The sequence below is a fragment of the Jatrophihabitans cynanchi genome (assembly GCF_027247405.1).
Lineage (GTDB): Bacteria > Actinomycetota > Actinomycetes > Mycobacteriales > Jatrophihabitantaceae > Jatrophihabitans_B > Jatrophihabitans_B cynanchi.
The window spans coordinates 1,402,046-1,421,235 of record NZ_CP097463.1 but is presented as its reverse complement, the minus strand read 5'-3'; the positions used below and the strand labels follow the sequence as shown (position 1 = coordinate 1,421,235).

General features: G+C 69.6%; 20 protein-coding genes. 14 read left to right on the top strand and 6 right to left on the bottom strand.

Features of this window, described 5'->3' with window-relative positions; translation table 11 throughout:
- Positions 1–89: 89 nt before the first annotated feature.
- Both M6B22_RS06875 and M6B22_RS06870 read right to left on the bottom strand, forming a co-directional pair.
- Positions 90–785 carry an ACT domain-containing protein gene (locus M6B22_RS06875; protein ID WP_269445025.1) on the bottom strand — a complete coding sequence of 232 codons (696 nt, stop codon included), beginning with the start codon at positions 783–785 and terminating at the stop codon, positions 90–92.
- A 489-nt stretch (positions 786–1,274) separates the two neighbouring features.
- Complete coding sequence (locus tag M6B22_RS06870) at positions 1,275–2,072, bottom strand: enoyl-CoA hydratase/isomerase family protein (protein WP_269445024.1); 798 nt, start codon at positions 2,070–2,072, stop codon at positions 1,275–1,277.
- A gap of 105 nt (positions 2,073–2,177) precedes the next feature.
- Between M6B22_RS06870 and M6B22_RS06865 the strand changes: the two genes are divergently transcribed.
- Positions 2,178–2,675 carry a VOC family protein gene (locus tag M6B22_RS06865; protein WP_269445023.1) on the top strand — a complete coding sequence of 166 codons (498 nt, stop codon included), beginning with the start codon at positions 2,178–2,180 and terminating at the stop codon, positions 2,673–2,675.
- Between the two features lie 151 nt (positions 2,676–2,826).
- Here the strand turns inward: M6B22_RS06865 and M6B22_RS06860 are convergent, their stop codons facing one another.
- Positions 2,827–3,990: a LacI family DNA-binding transcriptional regulator gene (locus M6B22_RS06860; RefSeq protein WP_269445022.1), complete on the bottom strand. Its 1,164-nt coding sequence runs from the start codon at positions 3,988–3,990 to the stop codon at positions 2,827–2,829.
- 77 nt (positions 3,991–4,067) lie between these two features.
- Between M6B22_RS06860 and M6B22_RS06855 the strand changes: the two genes are divergently transcribed.
- The 10 genes from M6B22_RS06855 (at position 4,068) to M6B22_RS06810 (ending at position 12,150) form a co-directional block, all read left to right on the top strand.
- Positions 4,068–4,853 carry an SDR family NAD(P)-dependent oxidoreductase gene (locus tag M6B22_RS06855; RefSeq protein WP_269445021.1) on the top strand — a complete coding sequence of 262 codons (786 nt, stop codon included), beginning with the start codon at positions 4,068–4,070 and terminating at the stop codon, positions 4,851–4,853.
- 2 nt (positions 4,854–4,855) lie between these two features.
- Positions 4,856–5,395, top strand: coding sequence for a nuclear transport factor 2 family protein (locus tag M6B22_RS06850; protein ID WP_269445020.1), 540 nt, complete (start codon positions 4,856–4,858; stop codon positions 5,393–5,395).
- A gap of 51 nt (positions 5,396–5,446) precedes the next feature.
- Positions 5,447–7,147, top strand: coding sequence for an N-acyl-D-amino-acid deacylase family protein (locus M6B22_RS06845; protein WP_269445019.1), 1,701 nt, complete (start codon positions 5,447–5,449; stop codon positions 7,145–7,147).
- A complete protein-coding gene (locus M6B22_RS06840; protein ID WP_269445018.1) occupies positions 7,144–7,794 on the top strand; it encodes an RraA family protein in 651 nt (216 codons plus the stop codon). Before M6B22_RS06845 ends, M6B22_RS06840 begins: the two co-directional genes overlap by 4 nt.
- Positions 7,795–8,095: 301 nt before the next feature.
- Positions 8,096–8,497 (top strand): hypothetical protein, encoded by a 402-nt coding sequence (locus M6B22_RS06835; protein WP_269445017.1) that lies wholly within the window; start codon positions 8,096–8,098, stop codon positions 8,495–8,497.
- A 29-nt stretch (positions 8,498–8,526) separates the two neighbouring features.
- Entirely contained in the window at positions 8,527–9,246 is a 720-nt protein-coding gene (locus M6B22_RS06830) for an ABC transporter ATP-binding protein (protein WP_269445016.1), read from the top strand.
- Positions 9,243–10,124, top strand: coding sequence for an FAD binding domain-containing protein (locus tag M6B22_RS06825; protein ID WP_269445015.1), 882 nt, complete (start codon positions 9,243–9,245; stop codon positions 10,122–10,124). Before M6B22_RS06830 ends, M6B22_RS06825 begins: the two co-directional genes overlap by 4 nt.
- Positions 10,117–10,614 carry a (2Fe-2S)-binding protein gene (locus tag M6B22_RS06820; protein ID WP_269445014.1) on the top strand — a complete coding sequence of 166 codons (498 nt, stop codon included), beginning with the start codon at positions 10,117–10,119 and terminating at the stop codon, positions 10,612–10,614. The genes M6B22_RS06825 and M6B22_RS06820 overlap by 8 nt, the downstream gene beginning before the upstream one ends.
- The gene (locus M6B22_RS06815) at positions 10,611–11,747 is read left to right on the top strand and encodes a thiolase C-terminal domain-containing protein (RefSeq protein ID WP_269445013.1); all 1,137 of its coding nucleotides are present in this window, start codon (positions 10,611–10,613) and stop codon (positions 11,745–11,747) included. The genes M6B22_RS06820 and M6B22_RS06815 overlap by 4 nt, the downstream gene beginning before the upstream one ends.
- Positions 11,740–12,150, top strand: a complete 411-nt coding sequence (locus tag M6B22_RS06810) for a Zn-ribbon domain-containing OB-fold protein (protein WP_269445012.1) — start codon at positions 11,740–11,742, stop codon at positions 12,148–12,150. Before M6B22_RS06815 ends, M6B22_RS06810 begins: the two co-directional genes overlap by 8 nt.
- Here M6B22_RS06810 and M6B22_RS06805 read toward each other — a convergent pair.
- Both M6B22_RS06805 and mhpA read right to left on the bottom strand, forming a co-directional pair.
- The gene (locus M6B22_RS06805) at positions 12,111–13,757 is read right to left on the bottom strand and encodes an AMP-binding protein (protein ID WP_269445011.1); all 1,647 of its coding nucleotides are present in this window, start codon (positions 13,755–13,757) and stop codon (positions 12,111–12,113) included. The two genes, M6B22_RS06810 and M6B22_RS06805, sit on opposite strands and share 40 nt — an antisense overlap.
- The gene (gene mhpA, locus M6B22_RS06800; RefSeq protein ID WP_269445010.1) at positions 13,754–15,271 is read right to left on the bottom strand and encodes a bifunctional 3-(3-hydroxy-phenyl)propionate/3-hydroxycinnamic acid hydroxylase MhpA; all 1,518 of its coding nucleotides are present in this window, start codon (positions 15,269–15,271) and stop codon (positions 13,754–13,756) included. Before mhpA ends, M6B22_RS06805 begins: the two co-directional genes overlap by 4 nt.
- 146 nt (positions 15,272–15,417) lie before the next feature.
- On the opposite strand from mhpA, the gene M6B22_RS06795 reads away from it, so the two are divergent.
- Positions 15,418–16,320, top strand: coding sequence for a TIGR03619 family F420-dependent LLM class oxidoreductase (locus M6B22_RS06795; RefSeq protein ID WP_269445009.1), 903 nt, complete (start codon positions 15,418–15,420; stop codon positions 16,318–16,320).
- Here the strand turns inward: M6B22_RS06795 and M6B22_RS06790 are convergent.
- Positions 16,204–17,424, bottom strand: coding sequence for a CaiB/BaiF CoA transferase family protein (locus M6B22_RS06790; RefSeq protein WP_331459798.1), 1,221 nt, complete (start codon positions 17,422–17,424; stop codon positions 16,204–16,206). The genes M6B22_RS06795 and M6B22_RS06790 overlap by 117 nt on opposite strands.
- 142 nt (positions 17,425–17,566) lie before the next feature.
- Between M6B22_RS06790 and M6B22_RS06785 the strand changes: the two genes are divergently transcribed.
- Positions 17,567–18,460, top strand: a complete 894-nt coding sequence (locus M6B22_RS06785; protein ID WP_269445007.1) for a hypothetical protein — start codon at positions 17,567–17,569, stop codon at positions 18,458–18,460.
- Complete coding sequence (locus tag M6B22_RS06780) at positions 18,457–19,164, top strand: hypothetical protein (RefSeq protein ID WP_269445006.1); 708 nt, start codon at positions 18,457–18,459, stop codon at positions 19,162–19,164. Before M6B22_RS06785 ends, M6B22_RS06780 begins: the two co-directional genes overlap by 4 nt.
- Positions 19,165–19,190: the final 26 nt, after the last annotated feature.

Below are 19,190 nucleotides of genomic sequence, written 5' to 3'. Positions count from 1 at the left end.
AGATCGAACCCGGCCGCCGGTTGCTGCTCGCAACCCGCCGCCCGCCGGCGCGCGGATTGCGGTGCTGGCCATATATCGTCCAGCCTTGGTTAGGCGTTGAGCCGGTCGTGCTTGACGGGCGCGTCGGCGGCCCGGAGGCGGGGGGCCGCCGGGCGGGCGCTGGGTCGGCGGTGCCGGATCGCGCAGACGGCGCCGGCCACGGTCTCGACGATTGTGTAGGGCTCGAGCACGGCGACGAAATGCTCGCAGTGCCGGGGGTCGGCCGCCAGGTGCAGCGTCATTCCCGCCGGCCGGACATCAAGCACCTCGGCGCCAAAGAGCCCGACGAGCTCGTCGACGGCCGATGCGTCGTCGGGATCGGGTTGCAGCGTGACGAAGACCGACCGCCGCTGGTGCACGGCAGCGGTGCCAGCCGCGATCACGCGGACGACGTCGATCAGCCGGTTGAGACGCTTGACGAGCAGACTCACCTCGTCGTCGCCGGTCACGTCGACCACGAGTTGCACAGCCCAGCCGTCGTCGTCGGTCCGGCGGGTCACATACGCGCTGGCCAGGCGCACCCGCCGCTGGGCGAGCAACCGTGTGATCCGCGCGGGCACCTCGTCCGAACCAGTCGTCTCGACCAGCAACAGACGTTCGGTCATCGCCCAATCACCTCCTCGTACCGGGGGCCCGGCGAATCTGCACGATGCGTGCGTTTGCACATTGAGTGCGATACGCCTGTAGCTTGCCGCATAACGGGAGTGGCGGCAAGGTTCGGCAGCGGGCGCGAGGGTGACGCGCACAATCGCACACCTCGCGGGCGGATCGGCGGGCGAGGTGAAGTCCGCGTGGTGGTTGGCACGACGTTGGGCCGCGCCGCGCTGAACGATGGCCGGAGCATCTGCGACTGCTGCGCGAAGACGCCCGCAAGAGGGTGCTTCGCGGATATTCCGGACGGGCTTCCGCGGGTAATACCGTGCAGATCGACCGGGACCTGGAGGGTGTGCGAGCTCGAGGCCGTCGTCCAGCTGCGTCGTGGGCAACGCCAATCGCGCGACCATCGTGTCGTTCGCCGCGCAGGTCCCGAAGTGCGCGAGATCCTCAGGCTGCCGGCGGTCCGGACCGGCTCCGGGCCGTCAACCTGATCCTGCACCTCGGGGAACAGCGGGCAGAAGGAGTCACGCGGTTGCAGGACCTGCAATGGGCCCCGCTGCGAGCGTGATCACAATCACCCAGAACCTGCGGCCCCACCTACATGCCGCCCACGTGATCAACTCGAGCGTGAGCGGCGGTCAGGAGCCGGAAAAGCGGGGCGGGCGCCGCTCGAGCGAGGCCCGCACACCCTCGGCGAAGTCGTCTGTGTACTCCAGCCGCGCCTGCTCCACGGCCTCATGGTCGAGGGCCTGCTCGACGGTAATCAGGAACGGTGTGCGCAGCGTGCGCCTGATCGCCCGTACCGCCAGTGGCGCGGAGGCGGCGATCTCGGCAGCCAGCGCAAACGCCGAACGACGCACGTCCTCGGGCGCCGCGAGCCGGTCGGCCAGCCCGATACGCACCGCATCCGCGCCATCGATCCGGCGGCCGGTGTAAAGCAGCTCGCGGGCGTGCTGCTGCCCCACCAGCGCGGGCAGAGTCATCGACAGCGCGAACCCATGATGGAAACCGAGCTGCGCGAAGTTGGCCGAGAACCGGGCCGCCCGGCTCGTCACGCGGAAGTCCGCCGAACAGGCAAGGCCAAGGCCACCCCCGATGGCCGCACCGTGCACCGCGGCGACGACCGGAAGCGGCGTGGCGAACAGGCCGAGCGCCGCTTCGTAGAGCTCGGCCCGGGCGCGGGCGGTGACGGCGGTGCTCCCGAAGTCCGAGCCGGCACAGAAGTGCTTGCCCGCGGCGCACAGCACGATGGCCCGGGTCGAGCCGTCGTCACCGAAGGACTCGTACAGTGCGGTTAGACGCTGGATTAGCGCCAGGTCGAAGAAGTTGTTCGGCGGCCGGCGGAGCTCCACGACCGCGATGGGGACTTCCGTCACCCACGCGGCAACACCGTCCACGTCATCGAGCTGGTAGTGGGGAGCCGCTTCGAAGGGCACGTCCGATCGCCTTCCCTGCAACCCGTTGAAATCGTATTCACCAACGGTACGATGGGTGGCGGCCCGGCGTCAATGGAACTGCCGTCGGCCTACCTAGGAGCGACGATGACCGGAGGCAACGCCGTCCCGCGCGACGCGCTGCTCAACCACACCGACCTCTACCACGTCTTCTTGCACGCGACCGACGTCGAAGCCGCGATGGCCCTGCTCAGCGAGCACCTCGGGTTGAACTGGCTGCCGGTCATGCGCGGTACGTACAGCGCTTGGGTTCCCGACGGCCAGGCCTTCACCGCGGAGGCGGTCACCGTCTACTCGAAGGAAGGTCCGGTCTACGTCGAACTGGGGCACTTCCCGGTCGGGCCGATGCCCACGGCGACCGACCTGGTCAACCCGCATCACTTCGGTTACTGGTGCGACGACGTGCCGTCTACGAAGCAGGCGCTCCAAGACAGCGACTGGAAGCTCGAGTTCGAGGTCGGCCGCGAGGTAGGGGGGCCGACGGGGAGCTACCTGCGCTCGCCGGCGGGACTGCTCGTCGAACTCGTCCCGCGCGCGATCAAGGAGCGCTTCGAGGCGTACACGCGCAGCGCTGCCCAAGCCTGAGGCCGGCGTCTCGCTCGATCCTGCGGACCGGGGCGACCTGTCCTTCGCCGTTGGTGCCGCTGCACGTCGACCTGCCGCACCTTCAGGCGGGGCCGACCACGGCTGCGGGCAGATCCGAGCGAAGTATTAAGTCGGCGCATCGAGGCCCGCCTCACGACGCCGCCGAGACCGCCGAACTCGCGTAGTTCGCCGTGGAGCCGCGGACGACCAGCTCCGAGGTCAGCCGGCTGCGCTGCGGCGCCCGGCCGGGTTCGGCGAGCCGGTGCAGTGCCATGTTGACCGCCTGCTCGGCCATCGGGCGCAGCGGCTGCCGGATCGTAGTGAGGTCGTAGGCGCCCCAGCCGGCGATGGCGATGTCGTCGTAGCCGGCGAACCAGATGTCGTCCGGGATGCCGAAGCCCCGCGCGCGAGCGGCGTCCATCGCGCCGAAGGCGAGGACGTCGTTGGCGCAGAAGATCGCGTCCGGCACGGTCCTTGATTCGAGGATCTCGTTGAACGCGCGTACGCCCTCCTCGTAGCTCCAGTCGACCGAGGTCGTCGCGACGAGCGTTGCGCCGCCCTTGCCGGTGCCGGCCAGCCCGCTCTTGAAGCCCTGGAGCCGCTCGTCGGCGGTGCTGGTGCCACGCAGGCCGCCGATCGCGGCAACATAGTTGCGGCCGCCATCGATGAAGTAGCGCGCCACGGCGCGGGATCCGGCGAGATTATCGGTCGTCACGCTGTCGCAACGGACGCCGCGCAACGAGCGGTTGACGAGGACGACTGGAAGCTCCTGCTCGAGCGCTTCGCGCAGGGGGCGGGACGCCGGCGTGGCCGTCGTGAAGATGACACTGTCGACCGCGCGCTCGCGGATGGCCGATGCGGCGTCGGCCTCGCCGTCCTGCCGACCGTCCCAGAGGATCATGCGATGGTTGCTCGCGTGGATCGCGTTGCTCAGCGCCTCGAGCAGCTCAGGATAGAACGGGTTGGTCATGTGCGTGACGACCACACCGATGACCCCGGTTCGGCCGCTGCGCATCGTGCGAGCGCTCACGTTCACCACATAACCGGTCGTCTCGAGTGCGCGGAGGACGGCTTGCCGGGTGCTCTCCTTGACGAGGTCACTGCCGGAGAGGACGCGCGACACGGTCGCCTGCGACACGCCGGCGAGCGCCGCGACGTCGCGACTGGTCAGGCGTCGATCGCCGAAGGCCATGCGCGGCTCGGGGACGGCGTCGGCCTTCTTCGCGTCACGGCGCGGACGATCCGGTCCGCCGTCTCGAGCTTGGCGCTTCGGCAATCTTCTGCACCGACCTTCGTCCTTTTGGCCCGCCAGCACCTCGGCTATGGTGGGCCGCGCCCGAAAATGAAATCGTAGCCAAACCATAGCGCACAAGCGGGTCCGAGCTGGAGACGATGACGATTATCGATGAGGTGGCCTTGCCATCGTTCGACCTCTCCGGTCGCGTCGCCCTGGTGACCGGAGGCGGGCGCGGGCTCGGTCGCAGCATCGCGCTCGCACTAGGACAGGCCGGCGCCGAGGTGGCCGTAGCCGCGCGCTCCGCGCCGCAGCTGCAGCACACGGCCGACGAGATCGCGGCCCTCGGTGCACGAGCGCACGTGCTCCCCGCGGATCTCGCGGCGCCCGGCGCGTCTGACCGCCTGGCGGCTTCCGTGCGCGAACGCTGCGGGGGCGTCGACGTCGTCGTGCACGCCGCCGGAATCCAGGCGCGCAAGCCCGCGCTCGAGGTCGGCTGGGACGAGTGGCAGTCGCTGATGGCGGTCAACGTCAGCGCCGGCTTCTTCCTCAGCACCGCACTGATGCGGACGGCGCGGCCCGAGCGGTTGGTCGCTCGGCACGTCTTCGTTGCCTCGCTCACCAGCAGCATCGGCGTGGCCAACACGAGCGCCTACGCGGCCTCCAAGTCGGCGGTGCTCGGCGTCGTCCGTTCGCTGGCTGTGGAGTGGGCCTCGCTTGGCGTGACGGTCAACGCGGTGCAACCGGGTTACTTCCGTACGGAGCTGACCGAGGCCATGTTCGCCGATCCGGAGCGGCACGGCTGGATCGAGTCGCGCATCCCCATGGGTCGCACGGGCACCGGCGCCGATCTCGCCGGTGCAGTCGTGTTCCTCGCGTCTGAGGCAGCGCGTTACGTCACGGGCCAGGCGATCGTCGTCGACGGCGGGTGGCTCGCGTCCTGACCTTGACGCTCGCACTGTCCCGCACTACCGTGAATGAATACGATTGCAAGATGCCGGAAGGAAGTTCCTTGACGAGTTCCCAGGAACCCGAAGCGACGACTGGCAGCCCCGGCAACGTGGACGTTGCGATGGAGTGGATCGCGGCGATGACCGGCTTCGACAGCGGTGGTCTTCGCCGCACCATGGCGCCACACCTCAAGTACCACCTCGCGCGCACCGCGGCGCGAATGGCTCGCGAAAGAAACGCGCCCGGCGCGCCTGCCGACAAGCCCGACCCGTACGTGTATCCGCGCGACGAGTACATCGCGCAGCACGAGCACGCCCGGCGCATGATCTTCGTCAAGCCTGAGCCGCCCGAGGTGGTCCGGGTGGCGGCGGGCGGCGACGATGTCGTCCTGCTCACGCGCATCCGTTCGCCCCTGAAGAACGGCGAGACCTACGACAACCTCTACTCGTACCACCTGCGGTTCGAAGGCGGTTTGATCGCCGAGGTATGGGAACTGTTCGACACTGCGTACGCGCTGAGCGTCTACCCGTCCTGAGACCAGCGTCGCGGCCGGGGCCGTGCCGCCGCAGCAGCCGAGAGGAACGTCATGGAATTCGATCTCGTTGTCCGCAACGGCCTCGTCGTCGACGGTTCGGGTGTCCCGGGCTACCGCGGCGACGTCGCCGTCATCGGCGACCGCATCGTCGCGGTCGGGGAGGTCGACGGCGGCGGTCGGGAGGAGGTCGACGCGGCCGGGCACGTAGTCGCGCCCGGCTTCGTCGACGGTCACACCCACATGGACGCGCAGGTCTTCTGGGATCAGCTGGGCTCGTCGTCCTGTTACCAGGGCATTACCACCGTCGTCATGGGCAACTGCGGATACACGCTCGCGCCGATCCGCGGCGCCGACCGCGAACTCGTGACCAGCCACATCGAACGCGCCGAGGACATCCCGGCGTCGGCGATGAACGAGGGCATCCCATTCGACTGGTCGAGCTTCGCCGAGTACCTCGACGCCGTCGACTCGCTGCCGAAGGGGATCAACTACGCCGGCTCGATCGGCCACTCCGCTTTACGCATCTGGGCCATGGGTGAGCGCGCGTTCGAGCAAGCGGCCAATGAACACGACCTCGAGGTCATGCGGCAGGAGCTCGCCGCCGCCCTCGACGCCGGCGCCGTCGGCTTCACGACGACGCGCAACCCGTCCCACACGACGTCGCAGGACCGGCCGGTCGCCTCGCGGCTCGCCAACTGGCAGGAGGTCGTCGAGCTCGTCTCGTTCATGGGCCGCAAGGGCCGGGGCGTGTTCCAGACCAGCGGGCAGCCGGGCGACCCCGGCCTCTCGAACCAGGATCACACCCGGCGTCTCCGCGACCTCGCGCTGGCCAGCGGGGTCCCCGTCGTGCTGCCGGCGGCCCGCTTGGACGAGACGGTGCGCATCATCGACGACGCCGTTGCGCGCGGCGGCCGCATGTGGGGCCTCACGCACAGCCGCGGTGTCGGGATCATGCAGTCATTCGAGACCCGGGTCTCCTTCGACAAGCTGCCGGAGTGGCAACAGGTTCGGAGCCGTCCGCTGAGCGAGCAGCGGGCACTGCTCACCGATCCCGACGTCCGGGAGCGGCTCGTCCGGGCGGCCCGCGAGGGCGAGTACCGCACGTCCACCGCGGCCGATCCGTTCAAGCCCAACTACGACCGCATCCACGTCATGTACTCGCCGTACCTGCCAAACCCAACCGTGGCCGAGGAGGCCAAGCGCCGCGGGGTAGACCCTGCCGAAGCGATGATCGACATCGCGCTCGAACACGACTTCCACATCTTCTTCCCGCAGATCCTCGGCTTCGAGGCGCTCGAAGAGGACGAGCTCGTCCCGCTGTTCCGGAACCCGAACACCGCGATGACGTTCTCCGACTCCGGCGCGCACCTGAACCAGGTCGCGGACGCCTCGATCCAGACGCACCTGCTCGCCTACTGGGTGCGCGAGCGGCAGGCGTTCACCGTCGAGGAAGCCGTCCGGATGATCACCCTGCAGCCCGCCCTCATGTGGCGGCTGCCCGACCGCGGCAGGGTCGCCCCCGGGTACGCAGCTGACATCACGATCTTCGACCCCGACACGGTGGCGCCCCTCGTCCCGGACGTCGTGCACGACCTTCCGGGCGGCGCGTCGCGGCTCGAGCAGCGGGCGACCGGCTACGACGCGACGATCGTCAACGGCCAGGTGTTCACCCGCGACGGCGAGGCCACGGAGGCGCGCGGCGGTCGCCTGCTGCGCTCCGGTCGGATGGCCGTGCCCGACGCGGCGAGGTGACCCCCGACGAGCTGGTCGAGGCGCTGCGGCGCGTCGACAGCGCGACCCTGGCGAACGCGGTCGAACAGCTGGAACTGAGGGACGCGACGAAGGGCTACGCCGACCTGCGGCTGCGCTGCCTGATCCCGCAGCCGGTGCCGATGGTCGGTTTCGCGGTAACCGTGGTGATCGATTCGACCACGCCGGGGCGCCAGGGCGACACGAGGTTGTACCCGGATCTCATCGCTGCCGTGGAACGCTCGCCCAAGCCGTGCGTAGTCGTGTGCCAGGAGAGCGGACCGGACCCGGCGCGCGGGTGTCATATCGGAGACGTCGTCGGCAGCCGGTTGGCCCGCCACGAAGCCGTGGGCGTGGTGAGCGGTTCGGGCATCCGCGACCTGGCCGGGCTCCGGCCACTGGGCATGTGGGCCTTCGCGCTCGGCACCGTCGTTGCCCACGGCACCTGGACGATCACGGCGGTGGACATCGAGGTCGAGGTCGCCGGGCTGCGGGTACGACCAGGAGACCTGCTGCACGGCAATGAGGACGGCCTGCTGCGCGTACCGCAGGAACGGCCGGGTGAGCTGCTGCGCCTCGTCGGCGCGGTGCGCGAGCGTGAGGCCCGGTCCCGACTCGCCGGCACCGCGGCGTACGACGTGCAGCACTGAAGCGACGCACGAGACTCCAATTTGTCGCACATGGTGTGCGGATCATTGACGGAGCAGGATCGCATCGCTAGATTTGAATACGATTGCAAAGGGGCCCGCGCGGCTTGGGTAAGAGGTCGGATCGCGAGCGTTCGTTCCAGGCTGGGACGAGCATTCAGCGGGGTGCGGAAGGAGCGAGATGTCGCAGCGATGGGATCACCTCGAGCTGACGTTTCCGACGGGATCCCTCACGAGCGAGACGCTCGCCGACATTGACGCATTCTGGTGTGGAGTCTTCGGTTGGTCGTCCAGCCTCCAGGCGGTGTACGACCACAGCTGCCACATGCTGCGTCCCGACGACGGGCAATTCATCCTGCTGGCCGAGTCGGACGACGCCATGCAGCCGCCCAAGGACGTCAGCGTGCTTGACGGGCCGGACTTCTTCATCCCACACATGGGCATCCACTGCGACAGCATCGAAGAAGTGGACGCCCTCTACGCCGCTTGCCTCGAGTTCCAGAAACAAGATTCCCGGCTCCGGCTGCGCGACGTGCCCCTCGAGCGACACGGCACGAAGCTGGCGCGTAACTTCCTGGTCCACTACCTGCTGCCGTTCTGGTTCGACGTGAACGCCATCCGCGCCGACCCGCATACCGCCCCGCCGCGGGCCTGGCGGTACGCCGAACAGGCGGACGCCGAACTGTCCGCCCCGGTACCGCAATGACGGCCGGGGTAGCCGTGTCGGGGGCGCCGATGCCGACCGACCAGCCCGAGGACGCGCTGCTGACCGTCTCGGGTCTCACCGCGGGCTACGGCACGTCGCCCGTGCTGCACGCGGTCGACATCACCGTTCCACCGGCGACGCTGGTCGCGCTGCTCGGCCCCAACGGCGCCGGAAAGACGACTCTGCTGCGGGTCATCTCGGGGCTGCTGCGCCCGTCGGCCGGCCTGCTGCGCCTCGCGGGTCAGGACGTCACGCGCCTGCGCCCGCACCGCCGAGCCCAGAAGGGTCTGTGCCTGATACCCGAAGGGCGCGGCATCTTCCCGTCGCTGACGGTCGGGGAGAACCTGGAGCTGCAGGTTCCGCCGTGGATGGCCGACGCCGAGCTCGGTCGCGTGCTAGAGATGTTCCCGGTGCTCGGCTCGCGGATGAAGCAGGTCGCGGGCACGCTCTCCGGCGGCGAGCAGCAGATGCTCGCCCTCGCGCGTGCCGTCCTCGCCCGCCCGAAGGTCATCCTCGTGGACGAGATCTCCATGGGCCTGGCCCCGCGCCTGATCGACCGGCTCTTCGAGGCCCTGACCGAGCTGGCGGCCGCCGGCATCTCGATGCTCATCGTCGAGCAGTACGTGCAGCGCGTGCTGGAGATCTGTCCGCTGGCCTACGTCCTCAACAAGGGCGCCGTCGCGTACTCAGGCTCGTCGGACTCGCTCGGACGCGACGACATCGCGGCGCAGTATCTGGGTACCGCATGAAGCCTCCGCCCTTCGAATACGTCCGGGCTGAAAGCATCGACGACGCCTTGGCGACGATCAGCGAGCTGGGCGACGATGCGAAGTTCCTCGCCGGCGGCCAGAGCCTCGTCCCCTTGATGGCGGTGCGGCTCTCCTGGCCGACCCACCTGGTCGACATCGCGGGCGTCGCCGAACTGTCGCGGATCGCGGTCACCGACAGTGGCGTAGTGACGATCGGGGCCGCGACACTGCAGCGCACGGTCGAACGCTCGGCCGCGATCGCGGCGGTCTGCCCCGTGCTGCCGGAGGCCATCTCGCACATCGGGCACTTCCCGATTCGTAACCGGGGCACGGTCGGGGGCAGCCTGGTGCACGGCGATCCGGCGTCCGAGCTGCCGCTGTGCGCCCTCGCGCTCGATGCGCAGCTGCGAACCCGGCGCGCCGACGGTCGCGAGCGAGTCGTCGATGCGCGGGACTTCTTCGTCGGGCCGCTCATGACAGACCTTGAGGCGGACGAACTGCTACTCGACGTGCGGATCCCCGCTTGGCCGAGCGGCGCCGGGTGGGGCTTTCAGGAATTCAGCCGTCGCAGCGGTGACTTCGCGATCATCGCGGTGCTGACCATGCTGCGGCTCGCGCCGAACGGCACCGTCGACGAGGGTCGGATCGCGATCGCCGGCGCCGGTCCGACGCCGCTGCGGCCACCCGAGGCAGAGGCCATGCTGGCCGGCGAGCGAGCGGGCGAAACGCTGTTCGTGCGCGCCGGCGCGCAGGTCGCGGAGTCGATCGAGCCGCACTCCGACATCCACGGATCGGTCAGGTTCCGGCGGCAGCTGGCCGCCTCCCTGACCGAACGCGCGCTGGCCGACGCGCATCGGCGGGTCCAGCTCGATGGGTGACCGGGTCGAGGTGGAGCTGGTCGTCAACGGCGTCCGGCGCCGGGCGACCGTCGAGGCGCGCAAGACGCTCGCCGACTTCTTGCGGGACGACTGCCGCCTCACCGGCACCCACCTCGGGTGCGAGCACGGGGTCTGCGGCGCGTGCACGGTGCTGCTCGACGGCGCCGCCGTGCGCTCGTGCCTCGTCTTCGCCGTGCAGGCGTCGGAGCGCGAAGTGCAGACAATCGAGGGCATCGCCGCCGAGGACGGCAGCTTCCATCCGCTACAAGAGGCGATGAGCGAGTGCAACGCCTTCCAATGCGGCTTCTGCACGCCCGGCTTCCTCATGACTGCGTTGGAATTCCTTCGGGACAACCCCGATCCGAGTCAGGCGGAGATCCGTGCGGGGATGAGCGGGAACCTCTGTCGCTGTACCGGTTACGGCAGCATCCTGGACGGCGTGCACCTTGCGGCGGCGAAGCTGCGCGACGGTGCCCGAGGGCAGTCGTGACGTTCGCCGGGCGTACGGCGATCAGCGGCGTCGGGTACACGGCGTTCTCGCGCGACTCCGGCCGCAGCGTGCTCTCTCAGGCAACAGAGGCGTCTCGCTCGGCGGTCGAAGACGCCGGTCTGACGCTCGCGGACGTCGACGGCATCGTCAGCTACAGCCTCTTCGACGACTCGGTGCCGGCCCAGGCTGTGGCCACTGCGCTGGGGCTGCCGGCGCCCCGGTACCTGTTGGACATGTCCCTCGGCGGGCAGGCGCCCTGCTACGTGGTGCTGAACGCGGCGATGGCAGTGGCGAGCGGTCTTGCTTCGACGGTGGTGTGCTTCCGTGCGTTGAACGGCCGCAGCGCGGTGCGGGTGGGGTCGACCGTGGCCGCGGGCATCGGTGGACAGTACCGCTATCCCATGGGCCTGACCGCGTACCCGCAGTACATCGCGATGTGGGCGCGCCGCTACCTGGTCGAGACGGGTGCGTCCGAACAGGACCTCGGCGCGGTTGCCGTCGCCCAGCGAGAGTTCGCGGCGACGAACCCGCGGGCCGTGGTGCGCGAGCCGTTGACACTTGACAAGTACCTCGCCTCGCCGCTGCTCGCTGACCCGTTCCGCGTGGCGGACTGCACAACGGAGGTCGACGGTGCCTGTGCTGTCGTCGTCACCTCGCTGGATCGTGCGCGTGACCTGCCCCGGCGGCCCGCTGTGATCCGCAGCGGCGCGTATTCGGCGGTGCCTCGTCCCGGTCTCGACATCGGGGATCCGCTGTACTGTGACGACTGGTCGCGCAACTACACCGGCCGGTTGGCCGATGACCTGTGGAAGCGCGCCGGCATCGGACCGGCCGACGTCGACGTCGCCGAGATCTATGACTGCTTCACCAGCGTGGTGCTGATGAGCGTAGAGGGTCTCGGGCTCGCCGGTCGCGGCGGCGGCGCGGACTTCGTCCGTGCGGGGCGGGTGCCGGTCAACACGCACGGCGGGCTGCTCTGTGAGGGATACCTGCACGGCATGAATACGGTCGCCGAGGGGGTGCTGCAGGTGCAGGGCCGCGCGGTGAACCAGGTTCCGGCCGCGCGCAACTGCGTGGTCACGTCCGGCGCCTGGATGGACGGCTCGGCCCTGGTCCTGAGTTCCGATGACTGACCAGCCGCGGGGGCTGATCGCCCCGGTCATGGACGCTGACAGCGCGGCGTGGTGGGGTGCCCTCGCCGAGGGCGTCCTGCTGCTCCAGCAGTGCGACGTGTGCGGGCGAGATCGCTGCCCGCCGCTGCCGTGCTGCCCGTACTGCGGGTCGCCCGGCGCCCGAGTCGTGCCCGCGTCCGGCGCGGGGTCGGTCTACTCCTGGACGACGGTGCGGCGCAGTCTCGCCCCGGCCTTTGTCGGCGACGAGCCGTACACCGTCCTCGCGGTGAACCTGGACGAGGGGCCGCGGCTGTTCGGCCGGCTGCTCGCCGGAAGCCTGTCCTCGGGGGCCCGGGTGTGGGCGCGTTGCTATGAAGTCGACGGTCAGACGCTGCTCGGGTTCGTTGAGGCTGGCGCCGCCTGAGTCGACGGCGTGCCGGTTCGCAACTGCTCGATGAGGACGTGCTTGCGGATCTTGCCGGTGGCCGTGGTCGGCATCTCGGCCACGATCTCCAGCCGCTGCGGCCACTTGAACCGCGCCAGGCCCTGGGACTGCAGGTGCTCGGCGAGCTCGTCGAAGGCGAGGCTGCTGCCGGGCTCGAGCACCACGAACGCGCAGGTGATCTCCCCTAGCCGCTCGTCGGTGACGCCGGCGACCACGACCGTTCGCACAGCCGGCAGCACCTGCACGACCTCCTCGATCTCGCGGGGGGTGATGTTCAGCCCGCCCCGGATGATGATCTCCTTGCGTCGACCGGTCAGCGACAGCCCGCCATCGGTGTCGAGCACTCCCAGATCGCCGGAGCGGATCCACCCGTCGACGAACGTCGCGCCGGTGCGTTCGGGATCGCGGAACAGTCCCACCGCATTACTCGCCGAGCGGACGTAGATATCACCGGTCTCGCCGACCACGGCCCGGCCTGCCGCGTCGCGCACCTCAACGTCGACCCCGGGGAGCGGCAGCCCGTCGGTGAAGGTCCGGTGCGCGTCGGACGAGCCCGGGCGCACCCATGTCGCCACCAGGAACTCCGTCGCGCCGTACAGCCGCAGGCACTGGATGCCGACGCCGGCCGCCGCGTCAACCAGCTCCGGAGGCACTATCGCACCACCGCAGCCGAATAGCCGCAGGCTCGTTACGTCGCCGGCGCCGTTGCCGGCGGCGGCCACCAGATCGCGAAGGAAGGTCGAGGACAGCAAAGTGTGCGTGGGTCGGTGGCGCTCGACCAGTGCGGCGGCCCGACCGGCGTCCCACACGTCCTGAAGCAGCAACGGCAGACCGAAATACAGCGCGAGTCGAAGGCCGTGGTTGAAGCCGGTGGAGTGACCGATCGGTGCCGGCATCCACACCGAGTCGGCCGGCGTCATGCCCAACGCCGACCACGTCGCCCGTAGGTTGCAGTTGAGGGTGCGTTCGGTGTGCATGACGGCTTTGGGCTCGGCCTCGGTGCCCGAGGTGAATATGAGCTCCGCGACTGCGGAGGCCGGCCGCGGCGACGCGGCCTGCCGGTCGCGCGCGTCAGCCAGCCCGGGCAGCGCGTCCAAATCAGGTGTCACAACGAGGTGGTGGCGCAAGAGCGGCAGTTCGGCGCGGAGCGACTCCGCCAACCGGTCGTTGTCAAACGACCGGTATCGGCCCGGGGTGAATATCACGCTGGTCTGCGCGATGCGCAGCATGTGCCGCAGCTCCCGCTCGCGGTAGCTCGGCAACATCGGGTTGACGACCGCGCCGGCGCGCGTGGCCCCGACGGCGATGGCCGCGCTCGCGTACCAATTGGGTAGCTGCAGCGCGACGACATCGCCGGGCCGGACGCCGAGCTCAGCGAGCAGCGTCGCCACTCGCGACGCGTCCCGATCAAGCTGCGCATAATTCGCGACGACGCCGTAGTCGTCGCGCACTGCCGGCGCGTTCGGCGTGGCGGCCGCGTGGGCAGCGACCCGATCGGCGAGCAGCGAGTCATCCCACAGCCCGCCAGCGATGTACTCGAGTTCGCGCTCGGCGGTTGTGACGACGTCGCGGAGCTCCCCGGTCACGCGGCGCTGCCCCGGCCGAGCAGCGGCGCCACCTGGTCGGTCGCCGCGTCGATATCATCGGTCACCGCGAGCACGTAGCGATCCGGGCGCACGATCGCGACTCGGCGGCCCGTGCGCGCCAGCCACGCCTCGATCCGCCCGGATGGATCGGGAATGTCGGCCAGCACGCTGACGAGCACGTCCGGCTGCGCGCGCCACCACCGGCCCGCTTCGCCCAGTACGGCCTCGTCCGCGCCGAACACCAGGAACCGCTGCCCGATCCAATCGTCTAGGCCGGCGACTGGCTGTGGAAAGAGTCGACCGCCACCCTCCAGGACGAGCGGACCCGAGGTCAACGGCGGCAGCCGGAAGGTGAACCGTTCGTCGAATGGTCGGGGGTCGGCCAGTAGTTGGCGGTCCCGGCGGGCGGCCTCCGTGGGATCCGTTTTGCAGATGACCCGGCCGAACTCGATCGCGGTGCCGATGACGTGCGAGACGTGCGGGCGCCGTTCGAGCCCGTACGTGTCCAGCAGCTCGTGCGGCGCGCCAGCCGCAAGCACCCGATCGAGCTTCCAGGCGAGGTTGGCCGTATCCCGGATGCCCGAGCACATGCCCTGGCCCAGGAACGGCGGCATGAGGTGGGCGGCGTCGCCGGCCAGCAGCACGCGGTCGCGCCGCCACGACGAGGCGACCGCGCCGAGGAACGTGTAGGTCGCCGTTCGCTCGATGGTCGCGGACCCGGGCGGCAGCAACGGGCCGAGCAACCGTTCCTCGGCCACGTCCGGTCGGATCATCTCGGCCGCATCCTCACCAGGCATGAGCATGAACTCGAAGCGGAACCGGTTATCGGGCATCGGCAGTTCGGTGCGCGGCCGGGCGGGGTCGCAGACCTGGACGGCGAGTGAGGGCAAAGATGGCGGTGGCGTTGAGAGCTTGAGGTCGAAAATGAGCCACTGCTCGGCAAACCCGAAGCCTTCCCGTTCGACGCCGATGCTCTCGCGGACAGTGCTGGACGCACCGTCGCAGCCGACGACCCAGTCCGCCTCGACTGTGGTGCCGGCGCCATCCGGCCCGGCCACCTGCAGGCGGACGACGTCCCCGACGTCCTCGAGGTGCCGCACCTCGTGACCGAGCCGGACGGAGACGGTCCCCAACTCGGCAACCCGGCGCCGCAGCTCGGCGTCGAACACAGGCTGGTAGAAGTACATGCTAGCCGGCAGGGAGTACGGCGTCGGGCGGTCACTCGGCAGGCGGAATAGCAGGTTGCGGTCGGCCGTGACGCAGTCGGTGCCCGGGTTCGGGAGCATCGGGGGCAGCAGGCGCTCGAGACAGCCCAGCTCCTGAAGCACGCGCAGGCCGGTGTGGTCGATGTGGGCTGCGCGCGGCAGCGGGTACACGCCGGGTTCCCGGTCGAGGACCAACACCTTGTGACCGCGCCGGCCGAGCAGGCCTGCGAGGACCGCTCCGACCGGCCCGTACCCGACGATCGCAACGTCGAAACGTTCCGCCCGACCAGTCGAACCAGTGGCTATCACAGATAGATAGTAGCTCTACGGAGTAATGCGCTCATAGCTCTTGCGTAAGGCATTCTCGCCCGCATAGCAATTGCAACAGTGGTCGACCTCTGGAATCATCCGTACACTGCGGAATAGCCGTAGCCGGGCCGAGGAGGATGAATCGCGTGGCCAGCTCGCCGATCAGGGTCGGGTTCCAGCTGCCCCAGTGGGGGGGATACGCGACCCGCGAGCCACTCCTCCGCCTGGCACGGGAGGCCGAGGCGGCAGGCTTCGACTCCGTCTGGGCCAGCGACCACATCGTCTTCCCCGCCGAGTCATCGGCGAGCTACCCCTACAGCGCCAGCGGCGAGCCGCCCTTCAGAGCTGAAGACGGGTACCTCGAGGTACTCACGATGCTGGCCGTGGTGGCCGGCGCCACCGAAAGGATCGGCCTCGGGACGAGCGTGCTCGTCCTGCCTATGCGCGAGACGCTGCTGACCGCGAAGGCCGTCGCCACCCTGGACGTGCTCTCCTGCGGCCGCGTAGTGCTCGCCGTATCGACCGGCTGGTGGCGCGAGGAGTTCGCCGCGCTAGGGGCCGACTTCGACGCGCGCGGCGCCGTCCTCGACGCACAGCTACTAGCGTTGCGGACGCTATGGACCGATGGGGCGGCATCCGCGCCCGGCCCACACGTCGAGTTCGCCCAGGTCGTAGCCGAGCCGCGTCCGGCCCAACGGGGCGGACCTGAGATCTGGATCGGCGGCCAGGGGCCGCGGGTGTGGGCGCGCATCGCGAACAGCCAGGCTGTCGGTTGGCACGGCATCGGCTACCAGCGCGAGCGCATCGCCTCTGCTCGATCCGGTATCGCGCGCGCCTGCGAGCGGGCCGGCAGCGACGCCGCCGCAGTGGGAATCAGCCTGGCCACCGGCATGCCGACCAACGGCGACCGGATGCTGCGCCGGGTAGCGGAGCTACGGGATGCCGGGGTGCGCCAAGTCGTGTTCATCCCGCGAGGGGAAGACCTCCCCGCGCTGCTCGACGGCATCGAGACCTTCGCCCGCGAGGTGCGCCCCGCGCTGGGGAGTTGACGCGCCCGCACGGACGAGCCGGTCGTGCTCACCCAGCGTCGGGGCCGGCCGCACCGGGTCTGGCTGCGTGCGCGAGAACGTGACCGGCACGCGCGCGGTACGAAGGCGGCCGGCCTCGGGGTGGATATCGGTAACGAACAGCCCGGTCGCCACCACGTGCTCGTCGCTGAAGACTTCGGCGATCGTGTTCACCCGACTCGCGGGAATACCGCGGTCAGCCAGCGCTTCCAGCCACTGCGCGGTCGACCGGGCGCGCAGTTCGTCCTCGAGGAACCGGTACAGCTCGTCGACGTGCTCGGTGCGCCCGCCCATCGTGGCGAACCGGGCGTCGGTCGCCAGATCGTCTCGCCCCACCAGTTCGAAGAACGATCGCCACTGAGCGTCGGTGTACACGACGACGCCGATGAGGCCGTCCGCCGTGCGGTAGGGGCGCCGATACGGCGAATCAGTGCGCGAGTACCCGGTAGTGCCAAGCGGCGGGTCAAACACGAAGCCGAACTGCTGCTCGAGGGCCAGGAACGAGATCATCGTCTCGAACATCGGCACCTCGAGCGCTTGTCCTTGACCCGACTGCCCTCGCTCGTACAACGCGGCGGAAATGGCCCCGAACACCAGCAGTCCCGTGACCTTGTCGGCCACCGGCGTGCGGACGTACGCCGGCTCACCGGATCCGGTCTGCACGGCAGCCATGCCGCAGGCCGCCTGGATCACGTCGTCGTACGCCGCCCGGTCGGCGTACGGCCCGGCGCTACCGAAACCCACCGCAGAGCAGTGCAACAGCGCGGGGTTGACCGCACGCAGCGTCGCGTAGTCGATGCGCAGGCGCGCGGCTGCCGAGGGGCGGCGGTTGTGCAGGAAGACATCACAACCTCGGATCAGCTCGACGAAGCGCTCGTAGTCTTCGGAAGCCCGCACGTCGAGGACGACGCTCTGCTTCCCACGGTTGGTATTCAGGAAAATCGGACCGGCGGCCCGGCCCGTGAAGTCACCGATCTGCCGGGTGATGTCGCCAGCCGGCAACTCGACCTTGACGACGTCCGCACCCATCTGCGCCAGCAGCAGGCTGGCGTACGGAGCCATGAAGGTGTCGGAGAGGTCGACCACCCGGACGCCATGAAGTGGGCCACGCCCGGATCGCGTCACTGACTCGTGCTCTGACACGAAGAATGCCTCCGCCCGGACTGGGAGCTTGCGTTGACGCCGACCCTACTCCGTATACGGAGCATTTGCGTGCCATAATCGTCGCGTGACTCGCGATGCGCTGCCCCCGCCGCAGGCGCGCGGGCTCGACCTGTCCGATCTCGACCACGTGACCGCCGATGAGATCGCTGCCTTCCAGGAGCACTACATCCGCCTGCAGGGCCGCCCGCATGCGGGGTTCGACTTCTTCCTGGCGAACAACCCGTCGGCGGTCAAGCGGTACCGCTTGTTCGCCGCGCAGACGGCGGTGCCGTTCGACCGTTGGCTTCCGTTGACGGCGACCAACTTCGCGAACATCGCGTGGTACGCCCGGACCGGGTACCTCGAGGGCATCCGCTACATCGTGCACATCCAGCAGACGTCCGGCCACTCGACGAAGGATGAGGTTTTCGAGGGCCTAGCGATCAGCCTGTACCACGCCGGCGCGCAGGGCGGTGAGGTCATCGCCACCGCGCTCCGCGACTACCAGTGGCAGGAGCCGTCCGATTCGGCCGACCGTGGAGGGTGGCAGCAGGGACGCGCGCTGCTCGCGTCTGGGCTGGACTTCTCCGAGCCTCGTCTGCTCCCGGGCGAGCTCGAACGGCTCGAGGACTGGTACCGCGCCGCGCTGGGCCAGGTGCCCGGCTACGTCCGCTTCCTCGGCCGGCACCGTCCCGACGCGCTCAAGGCCTGGCGCAACCGCTACGAGAACCTCGTCTCGACCCTGCCGGCCCAGCTGCTGCCGCTGGCCGCGATCAAGGTCAGCACGTATGCGGTCAATACCGAGCTGCTGCGTGAGAACGTCCTGCTCGCCCGCTACCTCGGCGCTTCCAAGGAGGACACCCTGATAACGGCGATGAGCGGCCTGCTGTACGGCCAGATGGAGGCGGCCGAGATGCTGGAGTGCGTCGTCGGTGACGTCTTCGATGACTGGGACGGTCGGATCGGCGAAGGCCGGTGAAGGCCGGCGGGGTGTTCGTCGGGTTGATCTCCTGCCCGCCAGGCCGGCACCGGTCCTTCCTGGAGTGGCATGACTTCGACCACCGGCCGGAGAACGTCGGGCAGATTCCGCACGTGTTCCATTCCGGCCGGTGGATCGCGGCGCCGGGCTCGCTCGAGACGCGCGAGTTCGGGGCCGACAGCCCGGTCACCGACGGCGGGCAGTACCTGCTGACCTACTGGAGCAGCGTCGCCCCAGCCCAGCTGCGCGCGGACATGTTCGGCTTGGCCGGCAAGCTGCGGGCGCTCGGGCGGCTGCAGCCGATGGGGCGGGACTTCCGCATCACCTGGCGCGAGTACGCACGACCCGTCCGCGGCTACTCCGACCCCGCGCTCGGACTCTCTGAGGACGCCGTCCCGCTCGTGCCGCACGTCGGCCTCGTGCTCACCGTCGGTCGCGCACCGGGCGACGGCGGCGAGTGGCGCAACGCGTACGACCGCGAAGTCCTGCCGCGGCTGTTCGCCGGCGGGTCCATCGTGTCGGCCCTGACCCTCAGCTCGGCTGCGGAGACCGAGTCGGAGTGCTTTGTGTATCTGCACTACACGCGAAGCGACCCGGTCGAGGCGCAGCGGGCGATCGCTGCCGAGATGGGGGACGCGCCGGCGATCCACTACCGGGCCGCGTACGTGCCGCAGCACTGGTCGCAGCCGCAGTTTTTCGAGTGACGGCGGGCGTCCGGCTCGCTGCGCTA

Coding starts and splice junctions, on each gene's coding strand:
- M6B22_RS06865 (WP_269445023.1), top strand. CDS start 2,178: ATGACCGGAGGCAACGCCGTCCCGCGCGACGCGCTGCTCAACCACACC.
- M6B22_RS06825 (WP_269445015.1), top strand. CDS start 9,243: ATGAAGCCTCCGCCCTTCGAATACGTCCGGGCTGAAAGCATCGACGAC.
- M6B22_RS06845 (WP_269445019.1), top strand. CDS start 5,447: ATGGAATTCGATCTCGTTGTCCGCAACGGCCTCGTCGTCGACGGTTCG.
- M6B22_RS06810 (WP_269445012.1), top strand. CDS start 11,740: ATGACTGACCAGCCGCGGGGGCTGATCGCCCCGGTCATGGACGCTGAC.
- M6B22_RS06830 (WP_269445016.1), top strand. CDS start 8,527: ATGCCGACCGACCAGCCCGAGGACGCGCTGCTGACCGTCTCGGGTCTC.
- M6B22_RS06855 (WP_269445021.1), top strand. CDS start 4,068: ATGACGATTATCGATGAGGTGGCCTTGCCATCGTTCGACCTCTCCGGT.
- M6B22_RS06820 (WP_269445014.1), top strand. CDS start 10,117: ATGGGTGACCGGGTCGAGGTGGAGCTGGTCGTCAACGGCGTCCGGCGC.